The following is a 19,545-nucleotide window of genomic DNA, read 5'->3' as shown; positions in this document are numbered from 1 at the left end:
ACCGGTCCCGTTCCCTCGCCGATCGGCGTCCCTGTTCTGGACCGAGTCTCACATCGCGAGCGACCCGGACACCGGAAAGCGGCGCCCTGCCCGTCCCGCCCGACGACCGCCTGTGGATAGCCGGCGGCGCCGGCGCCCCGCGACCGGTGGAGCGGAAAAATATCGTCCAGCTCGTCCAGCTCGTCCATTCGCGGCGCTCAACACCTTGAAATCGCGGCACCCGTCCGTCCGGACGCCCCGGACTCCCCTCAGGCCGCCGAGGTCAGCAACGCCGCCTGCCACATCACCCAGACGAAGCCGCCGCACGACGCCAGCGACAATGTATCCCTCACCCAACGCGCCATGATCTTTGTCCCCGGATTGCGTGTTCCGGTTCTGTTCTATGTTCTTGTTGCGTTCCCGTCAAGGGCATTTGAGGTGAACCGACTCGTCGCGGCCTGTAGGATGGCCTGCGCGCCACTCACCGTCCGCCCTCCGGCGGCAGGCGTCGCGGGAGAGCGGCCATGGCCAAGGGTCAAGTGAAGAGCAACAAGGAAGTCCGCAAACCCAAGGCCGAGAAGCCCAAGCCGTCCGTGGCGGTCAGCAGCAGCTCGCCGTTCACGACGCCTCCGGGGAAGAAATAGCGGCAAGCGTCCTTCTCCCCTCCGGGGGAGAAGGTGGCTCGCGGAGCGAGGCGGATGAGGGGGATGGCTCCCCCACCCCGTCTGACCGCTCGCTTGATCTGACCGCCCCCTCATCCGTCAGGCTGCGCCTGACACCTTCTCCCCCGAGGGGAGAAGGGATTTATTCGGCCTCCAGCCTGCGCTCGCACTCGGCCACGCCCGCGGCGACGCCGGCGTCGGCGTAGAGGTCGCGGGCGGCGGTCCAGGCGGCTTCGGCCGGGCCCGGGCGGCGCAGGGCGTCCAGCGCCAGGGCCGTCAGCCGCAGGGCGTTGGCCATGTCGATCGAGGTCCCCTGCCCGTTCGACCGGTACAGGGCCGCGGCCTGTTCGGCGTGGGCCAGGGCCTGTTCCAGATGGTCGGCCTCGCGGTCGATGTCGGACAGGTGGCGCAGGGCGTGGGCCTGCAGCAGGGGGGCGCCGCTCTCGCGGCTGAGGGCGGCGGCGCGGGCGTATGAGTTGCGGGCGTCCAGAGTGCGGCCTTCGGCCATGGCCTCGCGCGCCGTGGTCAGATGGGCCTGGATGGCGTCGGTCATGAAAGGCTCCGCGTAAGCAGAACCCTTAGCACAGCCTCAGTAGGCGTGGCTCTCGGCCGGGCGTTCTTCCAGATGGCCGTCCTTGAGGGCGAAGACGCGGTCCATGTGACCGGCCAGCTCCATGTTGTGGGTGGCGATCAGGGCGGCGACGCCGGTCTTCTTGACGAGGTCGTGCAGGGCCTCGAACACCGTCTGGCTGGTGGCGGGGTCGAGGTTGCCGGTCGGCTCGTCGGCCAGCAGCAGCCGCGGACGGTTGGCCAGGGCGCGGGCGACGGCGACGCGCTGCTGCTCCCCGCCCGACATCTGGGCCGGCTGGTGGGTCAGCCGTTCGCCGAGGCCGAGGGCGGTCAGGACTTCGGAGGCGCGGGCGCGGGCCTCGGCCTGTCTGACGCCGGCGATGCGCAGCGGCAGGGCGACGTTGTCGCGGGCGTCGAACTCGGCCAGCAGATGGTGGAACTGGTAGACGAAGCCGATGCGGGCCAGGCGGAGGTGGGTGCGGGCGCGCTCGTCCAGCATGCCGACGTCCTCGCCGTCGATGCGGATCTCGCCCGAGGTGGGGCGCTCCAGCAGGCCGGCGGCGTGCAGCAGGGAGGACTTGCCCGAGCCGGACGGGCCGATCAGGCCGACGACCTCGCCCGGCATCACATCGAGATTGACGCCCCGAAGCACCGTCAGGCCGCCGGTGGCGGTGTCATAGGTGCGCGTCAGGCCGCGGACGGAGAGGACGGGGTTACTCATACCGAAGCGCCTCGACCGGATCCATTTTCGCGGCCCGCCACGACGGCAGCAGGCTGGCGATACAGCTCATGAACAGGGACCAGACGGCGACCCAGAAGACGTCGCCGGGGTCGACCAGGGCGGGGATGGAGTCGAGCATGTAGACGTCGGCGTTGAACAGCTGGACGCCCAGCAGCGCCTCGAGGAAATGCTGGATGGGGCCGATGTTCAGACAGAAGACGAGGCCGAGGAACAGGCCGGTGGCCGTGCCGGCCACCCCGATCGCCGCGCCGGCGACGAAGAAGACGCGCAGCATCGACATCTGGCTGGCGCCGACGGTGCGCAGGATGGCCACGTCGCGGGTCTTGTTCTTCACCAGCATGACGATGCCGGAGATGATGTTCAGGGCGGCGATGGCGACGACGAGGCCGAGGATTATGCTCATGGCCACCCGCTCGACCTTCAGCGCGCCCCAGAAGGCCGCCAGCCGGTCGCGCCAGTCGCTGACCACGCCGCCGGGCCCCGCGGCCGCGCGGACGGCGGGATAGAGGTCGGCCACGCGGTCGGGCTGGTCGATCTTCATCTCGATGACGTCCCAGACGCCCTCCTTGCCGAAGAAGAGCTGGGCCTGTTCCAGCGGCATGAACAGGAAGGCGCGGTCGAAGTCCGCCGTGCCGGAGGTGAAGACTCCGCCGACGCGATAGGTCTTCTCGAGCCCGCCCAGATTGCCGAAGGCGCTGTCGGCTCCGGTCGGGGAATACAGGGTGATGGGATCGCCGACCCGCAGGCCCATGCCTTCGGCCAGGGCCTTGCCGATGATGATGTTGTCGCCGCCGTAGGCCCCCTGGCCGAAGGTGCGCTTCGCCTCGGCCGAGAGGCTGTCATAGACGTAGGACATGGAGCCCAGATCCTGCGGGCGGATGCCGCGCACGACGGCGCCGGTCGTCTGGCCGGCGGCGCGGACAAGGCTCTGGTTCTCGATCACGGGCGTGACGCTGACGACTCCCGGAACCTGGCCGATGCGCCGGACCACGGCGTCGCGGTTCGGATCGCTCAGCACCTGGCCCTGGACGTACATGTGGCCGTTGAAGGACAGCATGCGGCTGAGCAGTTCGTGCCGGAAGCCGGCCATGATGCTCATCACCACGATCAGGGCCATGACCGCGAGCGAGATGGCGACATAGGAGATGATGGCGATCAGGGCGATGCCGCCCTCTTTCCGCCGGGCGCGCAGATAGCGCAGCGCCAGTTCGATCTCCCAGGCCGAGAACGGCCCGGCCGGCCTGGTTTTGGGAACAACAACGTCGGTCATGATGCGGTTCTCCTTCCCCCATTTCGGGGGAAGGTGGCAGGCGGAGCCTGACGGATGGGGGACCCTGAGGGCGGCCTGGATTCGACGGGACAGGGTACGGAAAGAGCCCCCATCCGAGCCGCTCCGCGGCCCACCTTCCCCCGAAATGGGGGAAGGAATGCGCTGGCCAGACTCATCCGCGCACCCGCATCAGGGCCTCGTCCAGCGGAACGGAGACCTTCTCGCCGGTGGCGCGGCGCTTCAGCTCGACCACGCCGTCGGCGAGGCCCTTGGGCCCGATGGTCAGCTGCCAGGGGATGCCGATCAGGTCGGCGGTGGCGAACTTGCCGCCCGGGCGTTCGTCGGTGTCGTCGTAGAGGACGTCCTTGCCGAGGGCCTCCAGCTTGGCCACGGCCTCCTCGCAGGCGGCGGAGACGGCCTCGTCACTGGCGCGCAGGTTGATGACCACGACGTCGAACGGCGCCACGGAGTCGGGCCAGATGATGCCGCTTTCGTCGTGGCTGGCCTCGATGATGGCGCCCAGCAGGCGCGACACGCCGACGCCGTAGCTGCCCATGTGGACGTCCGTGTCCTTGCCGTCGGGCCCGGCGACCTTCGCCTTCATCGGGGCGGAGTACTTCGTGCCGAAATAGAAGATGTGACCGACCTCGATGCCGCGCGCGGTCAGGCGGTCGCCCTCGGCGGTCTCGCTTTCGAAGCGGGCGGCGTCGTGCATTTCCTCGGTGGCGGCGTACATCGAGATCCGCTCGTCGACGATGGCCTGCAGGTCGTCCCAGTCAACGCCCGTGCCCGGCGCCGGCATCTCGACCAGCTTGCGGTCGCAGAAGACCTGGCTTTCGCCCGTGTCGGCAAGGACGATGAACTCGTGGCTGAGGTCGCCGCCGATCGGGCCGGTGTCGGCGCGCATCGGCACGGCCTTCAGCCCCATGCGGGCGAATGTGTTCAGATAGGCCACGAACATGCGGTTATAGGCCTTGCGGGCCGAGGCCTCGTCGATGTCGAAGGAATAGGCGTCCTTCATCAGGAATTCGCGGCCGCGCATGACGCCGAAGCGCGGACGGCGCTCGTCGCGGAATTTCCACTGGATGTGGAAGAGGTTCAGGGGCAGCGCCTTGTAGCTCTTCACGAAGCCGCGGAAGATGTCGGTGATCATCTCCTCGTTGGTGGGCCCGTACAGCAGTTCGCGTTCGTGCCGGTCGGTGATGCGCAGCATCTCTGGGCCGTAGGCGTCGTAGCGGCCGCTCTCGCGCCACAGGTCGGCCAGCTGGAGGGTGGGCATCAGCAGTTCGACGGCCCCTGCCCGCTCCTGCTCCTCGCGCACGATCTGCTCGATCCGGTTCAGCACCCGCAGGCCCAGCGGCAGCCAGGCGTAGATGCCGGCGGCCTCCTGTTTGATCATCCCGGCCCGCAGCATCAGCTGGTGCGAGACGATCTGGGCGTCCGAAGGCGCCTCCTTGAGCGTGGGCAGGAAATAGCGCGACAGGCGCATGGGCAGAATCCGGGGACAGAGGTGAAGCACCGCTTTAGCCGTTCGGACGGGGCGAAAGCTAGGCGGTCGTCACAAACGCGCGGGATCGCTCAGGGATGCGGCAGGCCGATGCCGTATCGCGCGGCCAGATAGGGGATGATGGCCTGGTCCTGCAGGAAGCGTTTTCCGGTCGTTTCACTGGTCCGGGCCTCGGGCCAGTCGAAGGTTTCGTCGAGGACCAGGATCGGGCAACTCTGGTGCGCCTCGCCGACCAGTTCGACGACCGGCAGGCGCGGTCGCGGGTGGTCGAGGCGCGTGATGTCGAGTTGCGTCTTCAGGTCGGGATAGAAGGCCAGCACGCCTTCGAGGACCGCGCCGGCGGGGCAATACCACGGCCCGCCCTGTTCGTCGGTCCAGCCGGGATTGAGAAGGAAAAGGCGGTCGGTCATGGCGGCGTCACGAAGCCGGCGGAGCCAGGTCCGGCAGCGGCATCCAGCCGATGTAGACCAGGACCATCACCAGCGCCCAGACGAGGGCCGCGACCCAGGTGGTGGTGAGGAATTTGCGCTTCAGGTCCGGCTTCACGGGCGCGCCCCACTGGGCGCCGTCGGTCGGCGGCTCATGCGTTTCCCTCGACGTGCCCAGCGGCAGGACGGCGAACAGCACCGTCCACCAGCAGACGAGGTAGATGGCGAGCATGGTGATCGGGCCGATCGGCATCAGTGGGCTCCGTGCTGGTTAGAGCTCGAGGGCGTTTCCATCAGTTCGACCAGAACCCCGCCCATGTCCTTCGGATGGACGAAGATGATCGGCGTGCCGTGGGCGCCGATGCGCGGCTCGCCCGTGCCGAGGATGGTCGCGCCCCTGGCCCGCAGGGCGTCGCGCGCGGCGAGGATGTCCGCGACCTCGAAACAGACGTGGTGCTGGCCGCCCTTCGGGTTCCTGGCCAGGAAGCCGTGGATCGGGCTGTCGTCGCCCAGCGGCTCGATCAGCTCGATCTGGCTGTTGGGCAGGTCGATGAAACAGACGCGCACGCCCTGGGCCGGCAGGTCGAACGGCGCATGCGCCTTCGTGGCCCCGAGCATGTCGCGGTACAGGGCGACGCTGGCCTCGATGGAGGGCGTGGCGACGCCGACGTGGTTGAGTCTACCGATCATCCGGCTGGTTTAGCCGGTGTGGGCCGAGCGGAGAAGGCGTCGTGATTGTCGCGTGCCGGCGCGATCCGCCGCCTGCGCCGCAAACCGGGCGTTTGAGCGCCCGCACCTCCGTCAGGGGCGGGTGCGTCCCATTTCGACGCGGAGCCGCCACCGGCGCTCGTTTTCGGCGCTTTTCTCGAGGGCCTGCTCGGGACTGGCGGCGGTGTCGTAGGGGCGCTTTTCCTCGCACACGGCGCGAATGAATTCGTAGGGCGGACTGAATTCGGGCGGGGGCGGACCCCATGGCTCGACCGCCTCTCCGGGTCCCGGGACCCCGCGCAGATTGGTCGTTCCGCAATGTAGCTGGCTGACATAGCGGACGTGCCCGACGACGGCGCCATCGGGCCCGTACTCCATGGGCGTCAGAGCCTCGATCTGCACGATCGGGCCGTCTTCGGAGACCACATGGACGGGCCTTCGGTACCACATGTCGGACCCGCGCTGCGCCCCGGGCATGGGCAGGGTCCAGCGGACCATGGCCCAGGGCTCGGCGGCCGCGCTCACAGCCGGATCCTGGGGGCTTCCGAGCAGCAAGAGAAGCAGAACTGGCGACAAGGGACCCTCCGGCAAAGCAGGAAGCCTACCGCAAAGCGGGCCAATAGCCAGATCGGCGCCGGGCCAACAAAAAGGGCCGGCGATCGCTCGCCGGCCCCTTCGTCGATCGGTTGTGCGCCGGCCTTACTGGCCGCCGGTCATCTGCGCGACTTCGGTGGCGAAGTCCGGGCCCTCGACCTTCTCGACGCCTTCGCCGAGGGCGAGGCGGACGAAGCCGGCCAGGTGCAGACCGGGCGCGCCCAGTTCCTTGCCCGCGTCGGCGACCAGCTGTTCGATGGTCACGTCGGGGTTCATGACGAACGGCTGCTTGATCAGCACCACGTCCTTCTGGAACTTGTTGATCTGGCCTTCCACGATCTTGGCGATCATGGCTTCCGGCTTGCCTTCTTCCTTGGCCTTTTCGGTCAGGACCTGACGTTCCTTCTCGATCGCGGCGGGGTCCAGATCGTCGGTGTTCAGCGACAGCGGAGCGGTCGCGGCCACGTGCATGGCGATCTTGCGCCCCAGTTCGCGCAGGGCGGTCTTGTCGCCGCCGCCGTGCAGGGCGACCAGCACGCCGATGCGGCCGACGCCCGGCGACACGGCGTTGTGGACGTAGGAGGCGACGACGCCCTCGTCGACCGACAGGCGGGCGGCGCGGCGCAGCTGCATGTTCTCGCCGATGGTGGCGATCATGCTGGTGACCTCGTCCTGGACCGTCTTGCCGGCTTCCAGCTCGGCGCCGTGCAGCGCCTCGACCGAAGCGTGCTCGAGGCCGAGCTGGGCGAATCTCTTGGCGGCGTTCTGGAACAGCTCGTTGCGCGAGACGAAGTCGGTCTCGGCGTTGAACTCGATGGCGGCGCCGACTTCACCGGCTCCGACTTCCTTCGAGGCGACGGCGACCAGGCCCTCGGCGGCGACGCGGTCGGCCTTCTTGGCGGCCTTGGACAGGCCCTTGGCGCGCAGCCAGTCGATCGCCGCGTTGATGTCGCCGTCGGTCTCCTGAAGCGCCTTCTTGCAGTCCATCATGCCGACGCCGGACTTGGCGCGCAGTTCCATCACGAGGGCGGCTGTGATCTCGGCCATGGGGTATCTCCTTGGTATGCGTATGCGGGAACGGCCGGACCCGTTGAGGGGCCCGGCCGCGTATTGATTTCGCCGTCGGGAAGCGGGGTCGTTTAGACCGCGGCTTCCTCGGTTTCGACGGCGTCGTTGGCTTCCGAGGTCGCAACCTGGGCGGCTTCGTCGGCGACGGCCGGTTCGGCGGCGGCGATCATTTCCTCGGCGACGGCTTCAGCCTCGGCCGGGGCCACTTCGGCTTCAACGGCCTTGGCGGCCTTCGGAGCCTTGGCTTCGCGCAGCATCGGCTCGTCCGGGTTGACGGCGGCGCCCAGGTCCACGCCCGCCGAAGCCTGACCAGCGGCCAGACCGTCCAGGACGGCGTCGGCGATCAGGTCGCAGTAGGTCTGGATGGCGCGGGCGGCGTCGTCGTTGCCGGGGATCGGATAGGTGATGCCGTCCGGGTCCGAGTTGGTGTCGAGGATGGCGATGATCGGGATGTTCAGCTTGCGGGCTTCAAGGATGGCGATGGCCTCCTTGTTGGTGTCGATCACGAACATGATGTCCGGGATGGAGCCCATGTCCTTGATGCCGCCCAGCGACAGCTCGAGCTTGTCCTTCTCGCGCTGCAGGTTCAGCAGCTCCTTCTTGACGCGGCCCTCGCCGCCGGCTTCCAGAAGGCCTTCCAGCTCGCGCAGGCGGGCGATCGAGCCCGACACGGTGCGCCAGTTGGTCAGGGTGCCGCCGAGCCAGCGGTTGTTCATGTAGTACTGGGCGCAACGCTTGGCGGCTTCGGCGACCGGATCGGCGGCCTGGCGCTTGGTGCCGACGAACAGGACGCGGCCGCCCTTGGCGGCGACGTCGCGCACGGCGACCAGCGCCTGGTGCAGCAGCGGGATCGACTGCGACAGGTCGATGATGTGGATGTTCGAGCGCGAGCCGAAGATGTAGCGTTCCATCTTTGGGTTCCACCGGTGCGTCTGGTGGCCGAAGTGGGCGCCGGCTTCGAGCAGCGAACGCATGGAGAATTCAGGCAGAGCCATGAGGGGTAGTCCTTTATCCGATTGATCCGCCGCAGGCGCTGTAAAGACCGAAGTCCTCGGAACGGAGCGAACAGGATTTCTCCCTGACCGCGCCACGCCTGCGTGTGAAGTGGGCGGGCATGTAGGCCGGATGGGCTGGAAAGGCAAGCGGCGTGGTCAGACCAGGGCGACCCCGAGCCCCGCGAGCCCGGCCAGCAGCAGCAGAACGGGCGGGGCGTACCGGTTCTTGGTGAGGTACAGAGCCGCCAGCGCCGCACCGGCGATCATGACAGAGGCCGGGGGATGCGGCGAGCCCGTCAGGCCGGCCGCGAGGCTGATCGCCGTCGCCGCGATCAGACCGACAACGGCCGCGGCCACGCCATCGAGGGCGGCCCGGATGCGGGGTTCGGACACCACGGCTTCAAGTCGGTCGTAGAAGATCATGGAAAAGGCGAAGGCCGGCAGGAAGACTCCCGCCGTGATGGCCACGGCTCCCGGGAGGCCGCCCACCGCATAACCGGAGAAGGTCGCGAACATGATCAGGGGCGCGGGCAGGATGTTCGACACGGCGACCCCGTCCAGAAAGGTCCCGTCGCCCAGCCAGCCGCGGCCCACGAGATCCTGACGCAGGAAGGGGATGGCCGTGTAGGCCCCGCCGAACGTCAGCAGGCCCGCCTTGAGTCCCGAGACGAACAGCAGCGGCCAGGAACCCTCGCCCGGGGGCGGCGCCCCCGCCGTCGCTGCTGTCGTCGCCGGTTGCTGCGCGAAAAACCAGATCACCACCATGACGGCGCTGACAACCAGCAGCAGCGCCGCCGCGCCGCGCCGACCGGTCCTGACGAGGGCGTGGATCGCCGCTCCGGCCGGCAGGATGATCCAGAAGGGCGCGCCCAGCAGGGTCGCCGCGCCGGCCGCGACGCCGATCGTCCAGAGGCCGCGGTCTATCAGAACATGCGCCCCGATCCGGTGCGCGGCCCGCACGATCAGCGCGACGACGGCCGCCTGCGCGCCGATGAGGGCGGCCCCGGCCAGACCCCGATCCACGTCGAAGCGGAAATACGCCCAGGCGGCGAGCAACATCAGGGCGAAACCTGGCAGCATGAACCCCAGCCCGGCCAGCAATCCCCCGAGCCGTCCCCTGGCGTGGATGCCGAGATGCACGCAGAGCTCGTGCGCCTCCGGACCGGGCAAGGCCTGCATGACGGCCAGCAGCCGGTTGAAGCGGGCGCCGGAAATCCATCGCTCCTGCTCGACGAGTTCGCGCCGGACCATGGCGATCTGGGCGACCGGTCCGCCGAAAGCCAGAACGCCGAACCTGAGGAAGCGCAGGAACAACGCCGGGTACGACATGTCCGGCGGACGGAACTCGACATCCTCGGCCATGTTCGAAGTTTGCCAGTTTCGCCCCGCCTCGTCTGCCCCTCTCGCAACCTTCGCAGAACGACGATATAGTTAACGTCGGGAGGGTCAGTCACATGAATTTCCGCGCCGGAGCCTTCGCCGGAGGCGTTATTCTGGCCGCCGCGCTGGCGGGGGTCGCCACCTCGCAGCAGCCAGCGCCATCGCCCGTCGCCGCGACCCAGGTCGACCTGCCCCGCTCGCGCGCGGACAACGCGGCCCTCGCCGCGGCCCAGAAGGAACCGCTGACCGCCCGGCTGCGCGGCGTGCTGAACCAGGACCCGGTGTCGCAGCGTGTCCTGACCGTCGCCGACGCCTCGCCCGTGCCGGTGCTGGCGCCTGCCGACCCCGCCTTGCTGCGCACCGCCCGCATCTTCACCGGCGACCGTCACTATATGCTGGTGGTTCAGCGCGGCGAGCAGATCATCGAGATCTACGGCGCGACCAAGGCCTTCCAGTCGCCCCTGGCGCCCGCCTCGCCGCAGCAACCGCCGACGGCCGCCCCGACCGCGGGCGCCCTCACGGCCGTCCGGCCGACGGCGCCGGCGGCGACGATCGCGCGGACCGGCCCCCGCATCGCCGCCGCCCGCCTTCCGCCCGTCGCCTCGCGCGCGGCCGCCCAGGCGCGGACCGAGGGCCTGACCAACGTCCGGACCGAACGTACGGAGTACGGCGTCGACGTCACCTTCAGCCGTTTCGGCGCCGCCTATAATGTCAGCTTCATCTGCGAGGGCCCCGGCGCGGCGGGGTGCACCGAGCCGGAGGCGATCGCCTTCGCCTCGACCCTGCAACTGATCGGCGGAGGCGCGTCGTGAAGCGTCTGACCCTCGCCGCCCTGCTGCTGCTGACGGCCTGCTCGCCGAACGGCTGCGCCCAGGACCCGGCCGCGCCGCCCTTGAAGACCGACCCGCCGGCGCCTGTGGCGACCCCGACGGAGCCCGCCCCTCCGCCCGGCGAGGTCCCGCCCGCGCCGATGCCCGAGCCGGAACCGGTCGCGGACCCCGTGCCCGAGACGCCGCCCGTCCCCGAACCCGTCACCTGGCCTCATGACCCGGGCGGCGCCCTGCCCCCGGGTTCCGGCAGCGGGGCGACCGACGCGACCCTGTGGGCCGCGGGCATGCGCTTCCCGATGGAGGCCGGGCCGGCCTACGCCAACTCCCAGGTCTACGGCTATGGCGGGTTCGCGGCGCCGGGACCGGGGGGTCAATGCGATCCGCGCAACTACGCCTATCCGTGGCGCGACAATTTCTGCGAGACCAGGTCGTGGACCAACGGCATGTGCCCCGCTGGCCGGGGGCATCAGGGCCAGGACATCCGTCCCGCCACCTGCGTGAAGAAGGTGCACTGGATCGTCGCCGCCGAGAGCGGACGCATCACCTCCATCGGCAGCTACACCGTCACCCTGCTGGGCGATTCCGGCCGCATCTACCGCTATCTGCACATGGACATGCCGGGGGTGAACGCCCTGTTCCCGACCATGGCCTCGCGCAACGTCGAACGCGGCCAGCACATCGGCAAGGCCTCGGCCGACTTCGGCGGCAATGCGACGACCATCCACCTGCATTTCGAGATCAAGGCCCCGGTGTCGATCGCCGGCAGTCCCGCCAGCGTCAACTTCGTGCCGACCTACACCAGCCTGGTCGACAGCTATGGCCGGATGCTGAACGGCGCAGCCTGAGGCTTCAGGCCCCGCGCGGCCTGGCCCGGCTGGTCGCCTCCGCCTTCGTCGGGTCCTCGGGCCAGGGGTGGCGCGGATAGCGGCCGCGCATCTCGGCCCGCACCGTCGCCCAGCTGCCGGCCCAGAAACCGGGCAGGTCCTTCGTCACCTGCACCGGCCGGCGCGCGGGCGACAGCAGGGCGAGGGTCAGGGGTATCCGTCCGCCTCCGACCGTCGGGTGCGCCGTCACGCCGAACAGCTCCTGCACCCGGATGTCCACGCGCGGCCCGCCATGGGCGGCGTAGTCGATCGCCGCCGAGCCCAACGGCGTCTGCAGCCGCGCCGGCGCCAGTTCGTCCAGGGCGCGCTGCCGGTCCCAGGCGACCAGCGTCTTCAAACCCGCCTCAAGCGCGCCGTCGGCGATGGCGTCCACGGACTGAACCGTCTCCAGCAACGGCCACAGCCAGATTTCCCGCGAAGCCAGCAGGCCGGCGTCCGAGACATCCGGCCAACCGGCGTCCAGGCCACCAAGGAAGGCCAGCCGCGCCCGCAGGCCCGCGGCCCGCTCGCCCCATTTGAGGTCCGCCAGCCCGGCGCGCTCGACCTCGCCCTTGAGCGCCGCCGTGATCGCGGCCCGGTCCGGCGCGCCGACGATCTTCTCGTCAACGACGATCGCGCCGATGCGGCGCACGCGGCGCAGGGTCATCCGTCCCGAGGGCTCGCGGGTGAGCCGGTCCTCTGCCTCCAGTCGCCGCTCCAGAGCCGCCGGGTCGACGGGGACGGCCAGCCGGATGCGGTCCCGGGCGTCTCCGCCGCCCAGCTCGGCCACGGCCAGCCAGGGTTCCCGCGCCAGCAGGTCCGTCGGCTCCACGAAGGCGCCGCGGCCCGAGGCCAGCAGGACCTCGCCCGGCTTGCCCCGCGCCTTGGCCACCCGCTCGGGAAAGGCTTCGGCCAGCAGGGTCCCGGGGTCCGCCTCGCCGCCCTGCCCGCCCCCGGCGGCGCGCGCCCAGCGGTCGGCCAGCTTCAGCGCGTCGCGGGCCCTCTGCGACCGGTCGCGCGCCATCTCACGCAGCCGTTCGCGCAGGTCGACATCGTTCCCGCCCAGCCCCGGCTCGCTCAGCACCGCCGCCATCCGCGCGCCCAGCGAAGCGTCGCCCAGGTCGCTGGCGACGGCGACCATATGCGCCAGCCGGGGCGGCAGCGGCATGCGGGTCAGCCGCCGTCCGTGCGGGGTCAGCCCGCCGTCGGCGTCCAGCGCGTCCAGCCGCTGCAGCACCTTGCGCGCCTCGGCGAAGGCGCCGACCGGCGGCTGGTCCAGCAAGGCCAGGGCCTCGGTGGTCCGCGAGCCCCAGCGCGCCAGATCGAGGGCGAAGGCCGTCAGGTCGGCTTCCAGAATCTCGGGCCGCTGATGCGGGACCAGACCGCGCGTCGCCGCCTCGTCCCACAGGCGGTAGCACACGCCGGGCTCGACGCGACCGGCCCGACCGCGCCGCTGTTCCGCCGACGACCGGCTGACGCGCACCGTCGCCAGCCGCGTCAGGCCGCTGGACGCCTCGAACCGGGGCACGCGCGACAGGCCGCCGTCGATGACCACGCGCACGCCCTCGATGGTCAGGCTGGTCTCGGCCACCGAGGTCGCCAGCACCACCTTGCGCCGGCCCGGCTCGGCCGGCCGGATGGCCCGGTCCTGGTCCCTCGCATCCAGCGCGCCGTACAGGGGCGTGATGTCCACGGACGGGTCGCGCACCGCCTCTTTCAGCCGCTGCGCCGTGCGATGGATTTCGCCCTGCCCCGGCAGGAAGACCAGCACCGACCCCGTCTGCTCGCCCAAGGCCAGCCGGACGGCCCGCGCCGCGGCGTCCTCGATCCGTTCGGCGGCGTTGCGGCCGAGGTAGAGGGTCTCGACGGGAAACATCCGGCCCTCGGCCTCGATCACCGGCGCGCCGCCCAGCAACCCCGACACGCCGGCGATATCCAGGGTCGCCGACATGACCAGCAGCCGCAGGTCGTCGCGCAGCAGCGCCTGACTTTCGCGCGCCAGCGCCAGTCCGAGGTCGGCGTCCAGCGAGCGCTCGTGGAATTCGTCGAACAGCACCGCCCCGACGCCCTCCAGCCCCGGATCGTCCAGAATCATCCGCGTGAACACACCCTCGGTGATCACCTCGATCCGGGTGCGCGGGCCGATCCGGCTCTGCAGGCGGGTGCGGTATCCGACCGTGTCGCCGGCCTGTTCGCCCAGGGACGACGCCATCCGCTCCGCCGCCGCCCGCGCCGCCAGCCGGCGAGGCTCCAGAACCAGCACCCGGCCCTCGTCCAGCCAGGACTCGCCCAGCAGGGCCAAGGGCACGACCGTGGTCTTGCCCGCGCCCGGCGGGGCGGCCAGCACGGCGACATTGCCCGTCGACAGGGCGGCCTTCAGCGGCTCGAGGACGGCGTGGATGGGCAGCATGGAGGGGCAGACTCGGTCAGCGGGACAGACGCGACAATCCGGGCTCAACTAGCGCGAAGCAGGACCGCCAACCAGAATTCCCTTTCACGAAAGCGTCTTCGGCCCTTCATCAATCGGAAACCGCGTTGCCAGCGAGGTCGTCCGCCGCTAGCGTCCGCGCCATTGAAGGCGGCCCGGGGAGGGCTTGCCGTGTATCAGGGGGCGAGACTCGATGTCCGCAGAAGGCCTTAGGCCCAAGGGGAACCGCCTGTTCCTCAAGAAATCCGTAGCCCAGATCCAGAAGGAAGCGGCCAGGAGCGAGCTGAAGCGCTCGCTGGGCCCCATCAATCTGATGAGCCTCGGCATCGGCGCCATCATCGGCGCCGGCATCTTCGTCCTCACCGGCCAGGTCGCCGCCGCGCACGCGGGTCCGGCGATCATGCTCAGCTTCGTCGTCGCGGGCATCGCCTGCGGCCTGGCGGGCCTGTGCTACGCCGAACTGGCCTCGACCATGCCGGTGTCCGGCTCGGCCTACACCTATGCCTACGGCACCCTGGGCGAGGTCTTCGCCTGGATCATGGGCTGGCTGCTGGTGCTTGAGTACGGCGTCGCCGCCTCGACCGTCGCGGTCGGCTGGTCCGGCTATGTCGTCTCGATCCTGCGGGACTTCGGGGTGGCCGACGGCCTGTTCCCGATGATCCAGTACGCCGGCGGCGAAGGCCCCTCCTGGGCCACGCCGCTGATCCAGGCCGTGACCTCGGACACGGGCGTCGCCAGCTTCCCGCTGACCGGCACCTTCAACCTGGTCGCCGCCATCGGCATCGCCGCGGTGTGCAGCCTGCTGGTTCTCGGCGTCAGCGAGTCGGCCTCGATCAACAACATCATCGTGATGATCAAGATCGTCGTCCTGCTGACCTTCATCGCGGTCGGGGTTCAGTACATCAACCCGGCCAACTGGGTGCCCTTCATCCCCGAGAACACGACCGGCAAATTCGGCGAGTACGGGGCCACCGGCATCCTGCGCGGCGCCTCGATCATCTTCTTCGCCTACGTCGGCTTCGAAGCGGTCTCGACCGCGGCGGCCGAGGCCAAGAACCCGTCCAAGGACGTGCCCGTGGGCATCCTCGGCGCCCTGATCGTCTGCACCCTGATCTATATGGCCGTCGCGGCGGTCATGACGGGCGTGGTGCCCTATCTCGAGCTGGCCAGCCCGGCGCCGGTGGCCGTCGCCATCGACCGCATGGGTCTGGAATGGGCCGACACGCCCTTCCTGACGCCGGACGGCAGCCCGCTGAACCTGATCAGCTTCCTGATCAAGGTCGGCGCCATCACCGGCCTGTCCTCGGTCATGCTGGTGCTGTGCTACGGCCAGACGCGCATCTTCTACACCATGGCGCGCGACGGCCTGCTGCCGCGGGCCTTCGCCATCATCCATCCGAAGTTCCGCACCCCGTGGATCGGCACCATCCTGCTGGGCATCGTGATCGCGGTCGCGGCGTCCTTCCTGCCGATCTCGATCCTCGGCGATCTGGTGTCGCTGGGCACGGCCGTGGCCTTCTCGATCGTCTGCCTGAGCGTGATCTTCCTGCGCATCAAGCATCCGGAGATGGAGCGTCCGTTCAAGGTGCCGGGCGGCATCGTCACCGCCGTGCTGGGCATCCTGTCCTGCCTGGCGCTGGCGGGCTTCAACTTCTGGCCGATGATCCAGCACGCGATGGACGGCAATCCGCTGCCGCTGACCATCCTGGGCGGCTACGCCGCGGTCGGCGCGGTGGTCTACATCCTCTACGGCTTCTGGCACTCCAAGCTGGCCAAGGGGATCGACATCACCGAGGACGTGAAGCTGGAAAGCGCGACGGACGCCTTCGTCCGCGGCGTCGACCCGAAGCGCGACGACTGATCTTCCGATCCGTCCGAACAAGGCAAAGGCCCGGGAGCGATCCCGGGCCTTTCGCTTTTCTGCCGTCTCGCCTAGAGGCTGTTCCCCTACCTGAGCGGATGTGGCGGAACTGGTAGACGCACCAGATTTAGGTTCTGGCGCCGCAAGGCGTGGAGGTTCGAGTCCTCTCATCCGCACCATACTCCCCATCGACTGTCGTCATCCTCGGGCTTGAACCGAGGATCAGAGGCCGGGCGGGACGGCGGCAGGGACAGGCCCGTGATCCCGGGCCAACACTTCAAGAGCAGCGACGGATCATCCGATCCTCGGGTGAAGCCCGAGGATGACGGTCCAATGGGATCATAATGTTCTTGCTTTGTTCCCTTGCGCTGCTATCCTCTCCCTCATGGCTGAAGCGGCGAAAGGACGGGGCGCGCGATCGAATGCGACGGGCCGGTTCGAGCCGGAAACCGTGCAGGCCTTCGATGACGGCTGGACGACCGACGACGCCGAGGCCGCGCCCCTGCGCACGACCCTGACGCCCGAACACGCCCGGACGATTATCGCGAGGAACACCAGTCCGGACATCGGTTTCGACCGGTCCATCAACCCCTACAAGGGCTGTGAACATGGCTGCATCTACTGTTACGCCCGTCCGTCCCATGCCTTCATGGGCCTATCCCCGGGCCTGGATTTCGAGAGCCGAATCTTCTTCAAGCCCGAGGCCGCGGGTCTGCTGGAGCAGGAACTCTCAAAGCCCCGCTACGTCTGCAAGCGGATACACATAGGCGGCAACACCGACCCCTATCAGCCGGTCGAGCGCGAGCTGAAGTCGACCCGGTCGATCCTCGAGGTGCTGCAGCGGTTCCGGCATCCGTTCAGCATCATCACCAAGTCGGTGCTCATCACCCGCGACGCCGATATTCTCGGGGCCATGGCGGCGGAAGGCTTGGCCTCGGCCTGCGTCTCGATCACCACCCTGGACCGCGGCCTGGCCCGGGCCATGGAGCCGCGCGCCTCGACCCCGGCGAAACGGCTGGAGGCGATCCGCCGGCTGTCCGAGGCCGGCGTTCCGGTCACCGTCGGCTTCGCCCCCGTCATCCCCGGCCTCAATGACCATGAACTGGAAGCCGTGCTGGAAGCCGCCGCGAAGGCGGGCGCCGTGTCCGCCATGTACGTCACCCTGCGCCTGCCGCTCGAGATCAAGGATCTGTTCCGCGAGTGGCTGGCCGACGCCCGGCCCGACCGGGCCGCCCGGGTCATGTCCCTGATCCGCCAGACGCGGGGCGGCCGCGACTACGATCCCGACTGGTCGCAGCGGATGAAGGGCACGGGGCCGGTGGCCGAACTGATCGGCGCCCGGTTCCGCGCCGCCGTCAAACGATATGGGCTGGGTGCGCCGCGGCGACCGGTGGACGAGACGAAGTTCCGGGTTCCGGCGGACGCCAAACTCCAGGGCGATCTCTTTGACCTTCCTTCCCCCATTTCGGGGGAAGGTGGCTCGCGGAGCGAGACGGATGGGGGCTTGCCGGATGCAGCCTGAACGGACGATCAGACGGGCGCGTCGCTTGCGCAAGACGCCGACGCGGGCCGAGGATTTCTTCCGGTCTCTGGTTCGTGACAGGAATGTCGACGGTCTTCGCTTCCGGCGGCAGGTTCCGATCGGGTTCTATGTGGTCGACTTCGCCTGTTTGTCGGCTCGCTTGATCATCGAGGCTGACGGGGGCGTTCATGCATTGCGGACGTTTGACGATGCGAAACGGGACGATTGGCTGACATCCCAAGGAGTCAGGGTTCTTCGCTTCTCCAACGGCGACATTCTCGGGAAGCCGAATGTTGTCATTGCAGCCATCCGCGAGGCGGCAGGCAGGCCCCCATCCGAGCGGCTTCGCCGCCCACGCAGGCCGATCGTATACGATCGGCCAAGCACCCCCGAAATGGGGAAGGGATCAGCTTCTAGTCCTCGTACGCCGCCGACGGATCGATCGCGCGGGTGACCAGGTCCCGCCAGGTCGGATCGGAGGCGTCGACCAGGTCGACGTCCTCCATCAGGGCTACCGCCCCGCCGCCGTCCGGCAGGATCAGGCCGAGCACCTCCATCTCCTCGCCGTCCGGTCCCAGATGCGTCTCGGCCTGCACGGCCACCGCCGCCTGCTCGCCGTCGTCGTCCCACCAGATCACCGGCTGCGGCAGATCCATGACGATGGGGCGCGGATCGTCGGTATCGCCCAGGGCGAAGACGGCCCGGCGCGCCTGGACGTCGTCCAGCGTCGCCACCGCGCCCGTGAAGGGCGTGAGACGGGTCCAGTCCTCGGCGTCGAAACCGCCGCCGTCCTCATCGGGCTCATCATCGTTCATGGACATGACCTACCGCCTGAAAACGCCGACCAGCTCGACATGGGCTGACCACAGGAACTGATCCACCGGCGTGACCCGTTCGAGCCGGAAGCCGGCGTCGATCAGGATGCGCGCATCGCGGGCGAAGGTCACCGGGTTGCAGGACACGCCGACCACGACCGCCGCCTTTGTCCCCGGCAACTGCCTCGTTTGCTCGATCGCCCCGGCGCGCGGCGGGTCCATCACCACGGCGTCGCAGCCGCGCAGGTCGTACGGCGCCAGCGGCCGGCGGAACAGGTCGCGGGCCTCGGCCGTGATCGGCTTCAGACCCTTGGCCGTGCCCACCCCGGCCTTCAGCGCCGCAATCCCCGCCGCCGAGGCGTCGGCCGCCAGAACGGGAGCCACCCTCGCCAGTGGAAAGGTGAAGGTCCCCGCGCCGCAGAACAGGTCCGCGATCTTCTTGGCGCCCCGCACCGCCTCGACCGCGCGTTCGACCATGGCCGCCTCCGCCTCGGGCACGGCCTGCAGGAAGCCGCCCGCCGGCAGGGGCACGGTCGCGTCGCCGAACGCCACCCGGGGCTGGCGTTCCATCATCAGGGTCTCGCCCGCCAGACTCAGCCGCGCCAGATCAGCGGCCGCCGCCTCCTGGATGGCGCGCATCCGGGCGTCGCCCGACAGCCCCCCGGAACGCCGCTCGACCCCCGTCACATCGACGTCCAGCCCCGTCAGGGTCCAGGTCACATGCAAGGTGGGAGCGGATTTCGGATGCTCGAGAAAGGCGTCCGCGATTCGCCTCAAGGCCGGAAAGGCCGCCACCAGTCGCGGATCGGCCACCGGGCAGGCCGTGACCTCGACCAGCCGCCAGCTCTTGCGCGCCTTGAATCCCAGCACGACCCGCCCGTCCTCGCCGCGTCGGGCGTGCAGGGCCAGCCGTCGGCGAGTCCCGGCGGGAACGGCCACCGTCGGCTCGACGTCGGTTTCGATCCGCTCGCGCGCCAGAGCCAGCAGGACCTGTTCGCGTTTCCAGTCCAGATAGGGACCGGCCGCCCAGTGCTGCAGCGAACAGCCGCCGCAGTCGCCATAGTGGGGTGAAACCGGCGCGATCCGCTCGGGACTGGGCGTCAGGATCTCTACGGCCTCCAGACGGCCGTCGCGGACCTCGCCGCGCACGACCTCGCCCGGCAGGGTCAGGGGCGCGAACACCGGACCGTCGGGGGTCATGGCGATCCCGTCGCCCTGCCCGCCCACGCGCGCGATTGTCAGCGTTTCCGTCATGGCCCGTTCCTAGAGGCTCCGGACGGCTTGTGAAACCTGAACGAAGATGAACGGACCACTCAAAAGCCG

Annotated in this window: 20 protein-coding genes and 1 tRNA gene; 7 read left to right on the top strand and 14 right to left on the bottom strand. The window is 69.5% G+C overall.

All coding sequences use genetic code 11. From position 1 onward, the window contains the following. Positions 1–503 precede the first annotated feature (503 nt). On the top strand, positions 504–623 hold the full coding sequence (locus ASD59_RS14570; RefSeq protein WP_235561751.1) for a hypothetical protein: 120 nt from the start codon (positions 504–506) through the stop codon (positions 621–623). A gap of 160 nt (positions 624–783) precedes the next feature. Here the strand turns inward: ASD59_RS14570 and ASD59_RS07550 are convergent, their stop codons facing one another. From ASD59_RS07550 to chrA, 11 genes are all read right to left on the bottom strand, one after another. Next, the gene (locus tag ASD59_RS07550; protein WP_055830424.1) at positions 784–1,194 is read right to left on the bottom strand and encodes a hypothetical protein; all 411 of its coding nucleotides are present in this window, start codon (positions 1,192–1,194) and stop codon (positions 784–786) included. Between the two features lie 36 nt (positions 1,195–1,230). Continuing rightward, entirely contained in the window at positions 1,231–1,932 is a 702-nt protein-coding gene (locus ASD59_RS07545; RefSeq protein ID WP_055830421.1) for an ABC transporter ATP-binding protein, read from the bottom strand. Beyond that, positions 1,925–3,223, bottom strand: coding sequence for a lipoprotein-releasing ABC transporter permease subunit (locus tag ASD59_RS07540; protein ID WP_055830419.1), 1,299 nt, complete (start codon positions 3,221–3,223; stop codon positions 1,925–1,927). The genes ASD59_RS07545 and ASD59_RS07540 overlap by 8 nt, the downstream gene beginning before the upstream one ends. A gap of 172 nt (positions 3,224–3,395) precedes the next feature. Further along, the gene (gene proS, locus ASD59_RS07535) at positions 3,396–4,712 is read right to left on the bottom strand and encodes a proline--tRNA ligase (RefSeq protein ID WP_055830417.1); all 1,317 of its coding nucleotides are present in this window, start codon (positions 4,710–4,712) and stop codon (positions 3,396–3,398) included. A gap of 89 nt (positions 4,713–4,801) precedes the next feature. After that, entirely contained in the window at positions 4,802–5,140 is a 339-nt protein-coding gene (locus ASD59_RS07530; protein ID WP_055830415.1) for a DUF3088 family protein, read from the bottom strand. Positions 5,141–5,147: 7 nt separating this feature from the next. Continuing rightward, positions 5,148–5,411, bottom strand: a complete 264-nt coding sequence (locus tag ASD59_RS07525) for a DUF1467 family protein (protein ID WP_055830413.1) — start codon at positions 5,409–5,411, stop codon at positions 5,148–5,150. Further along, the gene (mce, locus tag ASD59_RS07520) at positions 5,411–5,848 is read right to left on the bottom strand and encodes a methylmalonyl-CoA epimerase (protein ID WP_055830410.1); all 438 of its coding nucleotides are present in this window, start codon (positions 5,846–5,848) and stop codon (positions 5,411–5,413) included. Before mce ends, ASD59_RS07525 begins: the two co-directional genes overlap by 1 nt. A 111-nt stretch (positions 5,849–5,959) precedes the next feature. After that, positions 5,960–6,391 (bottom strand): hypothetical protein, encoded by a 432-nt coding sequence (locus ASD59_RS07515; RefSeq protein ID WP_055830408.1) that lies wholly within the window; start codon positions 6,389–6,391, stop codon positions 5,960–5,962. A gap of 174 nt (positions 6,392–6,565) precedes the next feature. Beyond that, positions 6,566–7,507, bottom strand: coding sequence for a translation elongation factor Ts (gene tsf / locus ASD59_RS07510; RefSeq protein ID WP_055830407.1), 942 nt, complete (start codon positions 7,505–7,507; stop codon positions 6,566–6,568). 92 nt (positions 7,508–7,599) lie between these two features. Beyond that, positions 7,600–8,523: a 30S ribosomal protein S2 gene (gene rpsB, locus ASD59_RS07505; RefSeq protein WP_055830403.1), complete on the bottom strand. Its 924-nt coding sequence runs from the start codon at positions 8,521–8,523 to the stop codon at positions 7,600–7,602. Between the two features lie 156 nt (positions 8,524–8,679). After that, entirely contained in the window at positions 8,680–9,885 is a 1,206-nt protein-coding gene (gene chrA, locus ASD59_RS07500; RefSeq protein WP_200943659.1) for a chromate efflux transporter, read from the bottom strand. 92 nt (positions 9,886–9,977) lie between these two features. Here chrA and ASD59_RS07495 point away from each other — a divergent pair, with 92 nt between their 5' ends. After that, positions 9,978–10,715 (top strand): hypothetical protein, encoded by a 738-nt coding sequence (locus tag ASD59_RS07495; protein WP_055830402.1) that lies wholly within the window; start codon positions 9,978–9,980, stop codon positions 10,713–10,715. After that, complete coding sequence (locus tag ASD59_RS07490) at positions 10,712–11,578, top strand: M23 family metallopeptidase (protein ID WP_055830400.1); 867 nt, start codon at positions 10,712–10,714, stop codon at positions 11,576–11,578. The genes ASD59_RS07495 and ASD59_RS07490 overlap by 4 nt, the downstream gene beginning before the upstream one ends. A gap of 4 nt (positions 11,579–11,582) precedes the next feature. Here ASD59_RS07490 and hrpB read toward each other — a convergent pair whose 3' ends face one another. Further along, entirely contained in the window at positions 11,583–14,006 is a 2,424-nt protein-coding gene (gene hrpB, locus ASD59_RS07485) for an ATP-dependent helicase HrpB (protein ID WP_055830398.1), read from the bottom strand. A 211-nt stretch (positions 14,007–14,217) separates the two neighbouring features. Here hrpB and ASD59_RS07480 point away from each other — a divergent pair, with 211 nt between their 5' ends. The 4 genes from ASD59_RS07480 to ASD59_RS14565 all read left to right on the top strand — a co-directional run bounded on the left by ASD59_RS07480 (position 14,218) and on the right by ASD59_RS14565 (position 17,861). Then, the gene (locus ASD59_RS07480; protein WP_055830397.1) at positions 14,218–15,885 is read left to right on the top strand and encodes an amino acid permease; all 1,668 of its coding nucleotides are present in this window, start codon (positions 14,218–14,220) and stop codon (positions 15,883–15,885) included. Between the two features lie 94 nt (positions 15,886–15,979). Next, positions 15,980–16,064: transfer RNA gene (locus ASD59_RS07475), tRNA-Leu, on the top strand. A gap of 206 nt (positions 16,065–16,270) precedes the next feature. Further along, positions 16,271–17,407 (top strand): PA0069 family radical SAM protein, encoded by a 1,137-nt coding sequence (locus ASD59_RS07470; RefSeq protein ID WP_082560105.1) that lies wholly within the window; start codon positions 16,271–16,273, stop codon positions 17,405–17,407. Then, positions 17,382–17,861: an endonuclease domain-containing protein gene (locus tag ASD59_RS14565; protein ID WP_327019542.1), complete on the top strand. Its 480-nt coding sequence runs from the start codon at positions 17,382–17,384 to the stop codon at positions 17,859–17,861. The genes ASD59_RS07470 and ASD59_RS14565 overlap by 26 nt, the downstream gene beginning before the upstream one ends. On the opposite strand, the gene ASD59_RS07465 is transcribed toward ASD59_RS14565, so the two are convergent. After that, on the bottom strand, positions 17,821–18,228 hold the full coding sequence (locus ASD59_RS07465; RefSeq protein WP_055830395.1) for a hypothetical protein: 408 nt from the start codon (positions 18,226–18,228) through the stop codon (positions 17,821–17,823). The genes ASD59_RS14565 and ASD59_RS07465 overlap by 41 nt on opposite strands. A 3-nt stretch (positions 18,229–18,231) precedes the next feature. After that, the gene (locus ASD59_RS07460; protein ID WP_055830393.1) at positions 18,232–19,476 is read right to left on the bottom strand and encodes a class I SAM-dependent RNA methyltransferase; all 1,245 of its coding nucleotides are present in this window, start codon (positions 19,474–19,476) and stop codon (positions 18,232–18,234) included. Positions 19,477–19,545 lie beyond the last annotated feature (69 nt).

Origin of the sequence: Brevundimonas sp. Root608, assembly GCF_001427825.1 — a bacterium.
Lineage (GTDB): Bacteria > Pseudomonadota > Alphaproteobacteria > Caulobacterales > Caulobacteraceae > Brevundimonas.
This window is presented reverse-complemented; position numbering and strand designations above follow the sequence as displayed.

Excerpts from the sequence above, each read along its gene's own strand:
- ASD59_RS14570 (WP_235561751.1), top strand. The coding sequence starts at position 504 with ATGGCCAAGGGTCAAGTGAAGAGCAACAAGGAAGTCCGCAAACCCAAG.
- ASD59_RS07495 (WP_055830402.1), top strand. The coding sequence starts at position 9,978 with ATGAATTTCCGCGCCGGAGCCTTCGCCGGAGGCGTTATTCTGGCCGCC.
- ASD59_RS07465 (WP_055830395.1), bottom strand. The coding sequence starts at position 18,228 with ATGTCCATGAACGATGATGAGCCCGATGAGGACGGCGGCGGTTTCGAC.
- ASD59_RS07460 (WP_055830393.1), bottom strand. The coding sequence starts at position 19,476 with ATGACGGAAACGCTGACAATCGCGCGCGTGGGCGGGCAGGGCGACGGG.
- rpsB (WP_055830403.1), bottom strand. The coding sequence starts at position 8,523 with ATGGCTCTGCCTGAATTCTCCATGCGTTCGCTGCTCGAAGCCGGCGCC.
- mce (WP_055830410.1), bottom strand. The coding sequence starts at position 5,848 with ATGATCGGTAGACTCAACCACGTCGGCGTCGCCACGCCCTCCATCGAG.
- ASD59_RS07545 (WP_055830421.1), bottom strand. The coding sequence starts at position 1,932 with ATGAGTAACCCCGTCCTCTCCGTCCGCGGCCTGACGCGCACCTATGAC.
- chrA (WP_200943659.1), bottom strand. The coding sequence starts at position 9,885 with ATGGCCGAGGATGTCGAGTTCCGTCCGCCGGACATGTCGTACCCGGCG.
- ASD59_RS07550 (WP_055830424.1), bottom strand. The coding sequence starts at position 1,194 with ATGACCGACGCCATCCAGGCCCATCTGACCACGGCGCGCGAGGCCATG.
- ASD59_RS07525 (WP_055830413.1), bottom strand. The coding sequence starts at position 5,411 with ATGCCGATCGGCCCGATCACCATGCTCGCCATCTACCTCGTCTGCTGG.
- tsf (WP_055830407.1), bottom strand. The coding sequence starts at position 7,507 with ATGGCCGAGATCACAGCCGCCCTCGTGATGGAACTGCGCGCCAAGTCC.
- proS (WP_055830417.1), bottom strand. The coding sequence starts at position 4,712 with ATGCGCCTGTCGCGCTATTTCCTGCCCACGCTCAAGGAGGCGCCTTCG.
- ASD59_RS07530 (WP_055830415.1), bottom strand. The coding sequence starts at position 5,140 with ATGACCGACCGCCTTTTCCTTCTCAATCCCGGCTGGACCGACGAACAG.
- ASD59_RS14565 (WP_327019542.1), top strand. The coding sequence starts at position 17,382 with ATGGGGGCTTGCCGGATGCAGCCTGAACGGACGATCAGACGGGCGCGT.
- hrpB (WP_055830398.1), bottom strand. The coding sequence starts at position 14,006 with ATGCTGCCCATCCACGCCGTCCTCGAGCCGCTGAAGGCCGCCCTGTCG.
- ASD59_RS07470 (WP_082560105.1), top strand. The coding sequence starts at position 16,271 with ATGGCTGAAGCGGCGAAAGGACGGGGCGCGCGATCGAATGCGACGGGC.
- ASD59_RS07480 (WP_055830397.1), top strand. The coding sequence starts at position 14,218 with ATGTCCGCAGAAGGCCTTAGGCCCAAGGGGAACCGCCTGTTCCTCAAG.
- ASD59_RS07540 (WP_055830419.1), bottom strand. The coding sequence starts at position 3,223 with ATGACCGACGTTGTTGTTCCCAAAACCAGGCCGGCCGGGCCGTTCTCG.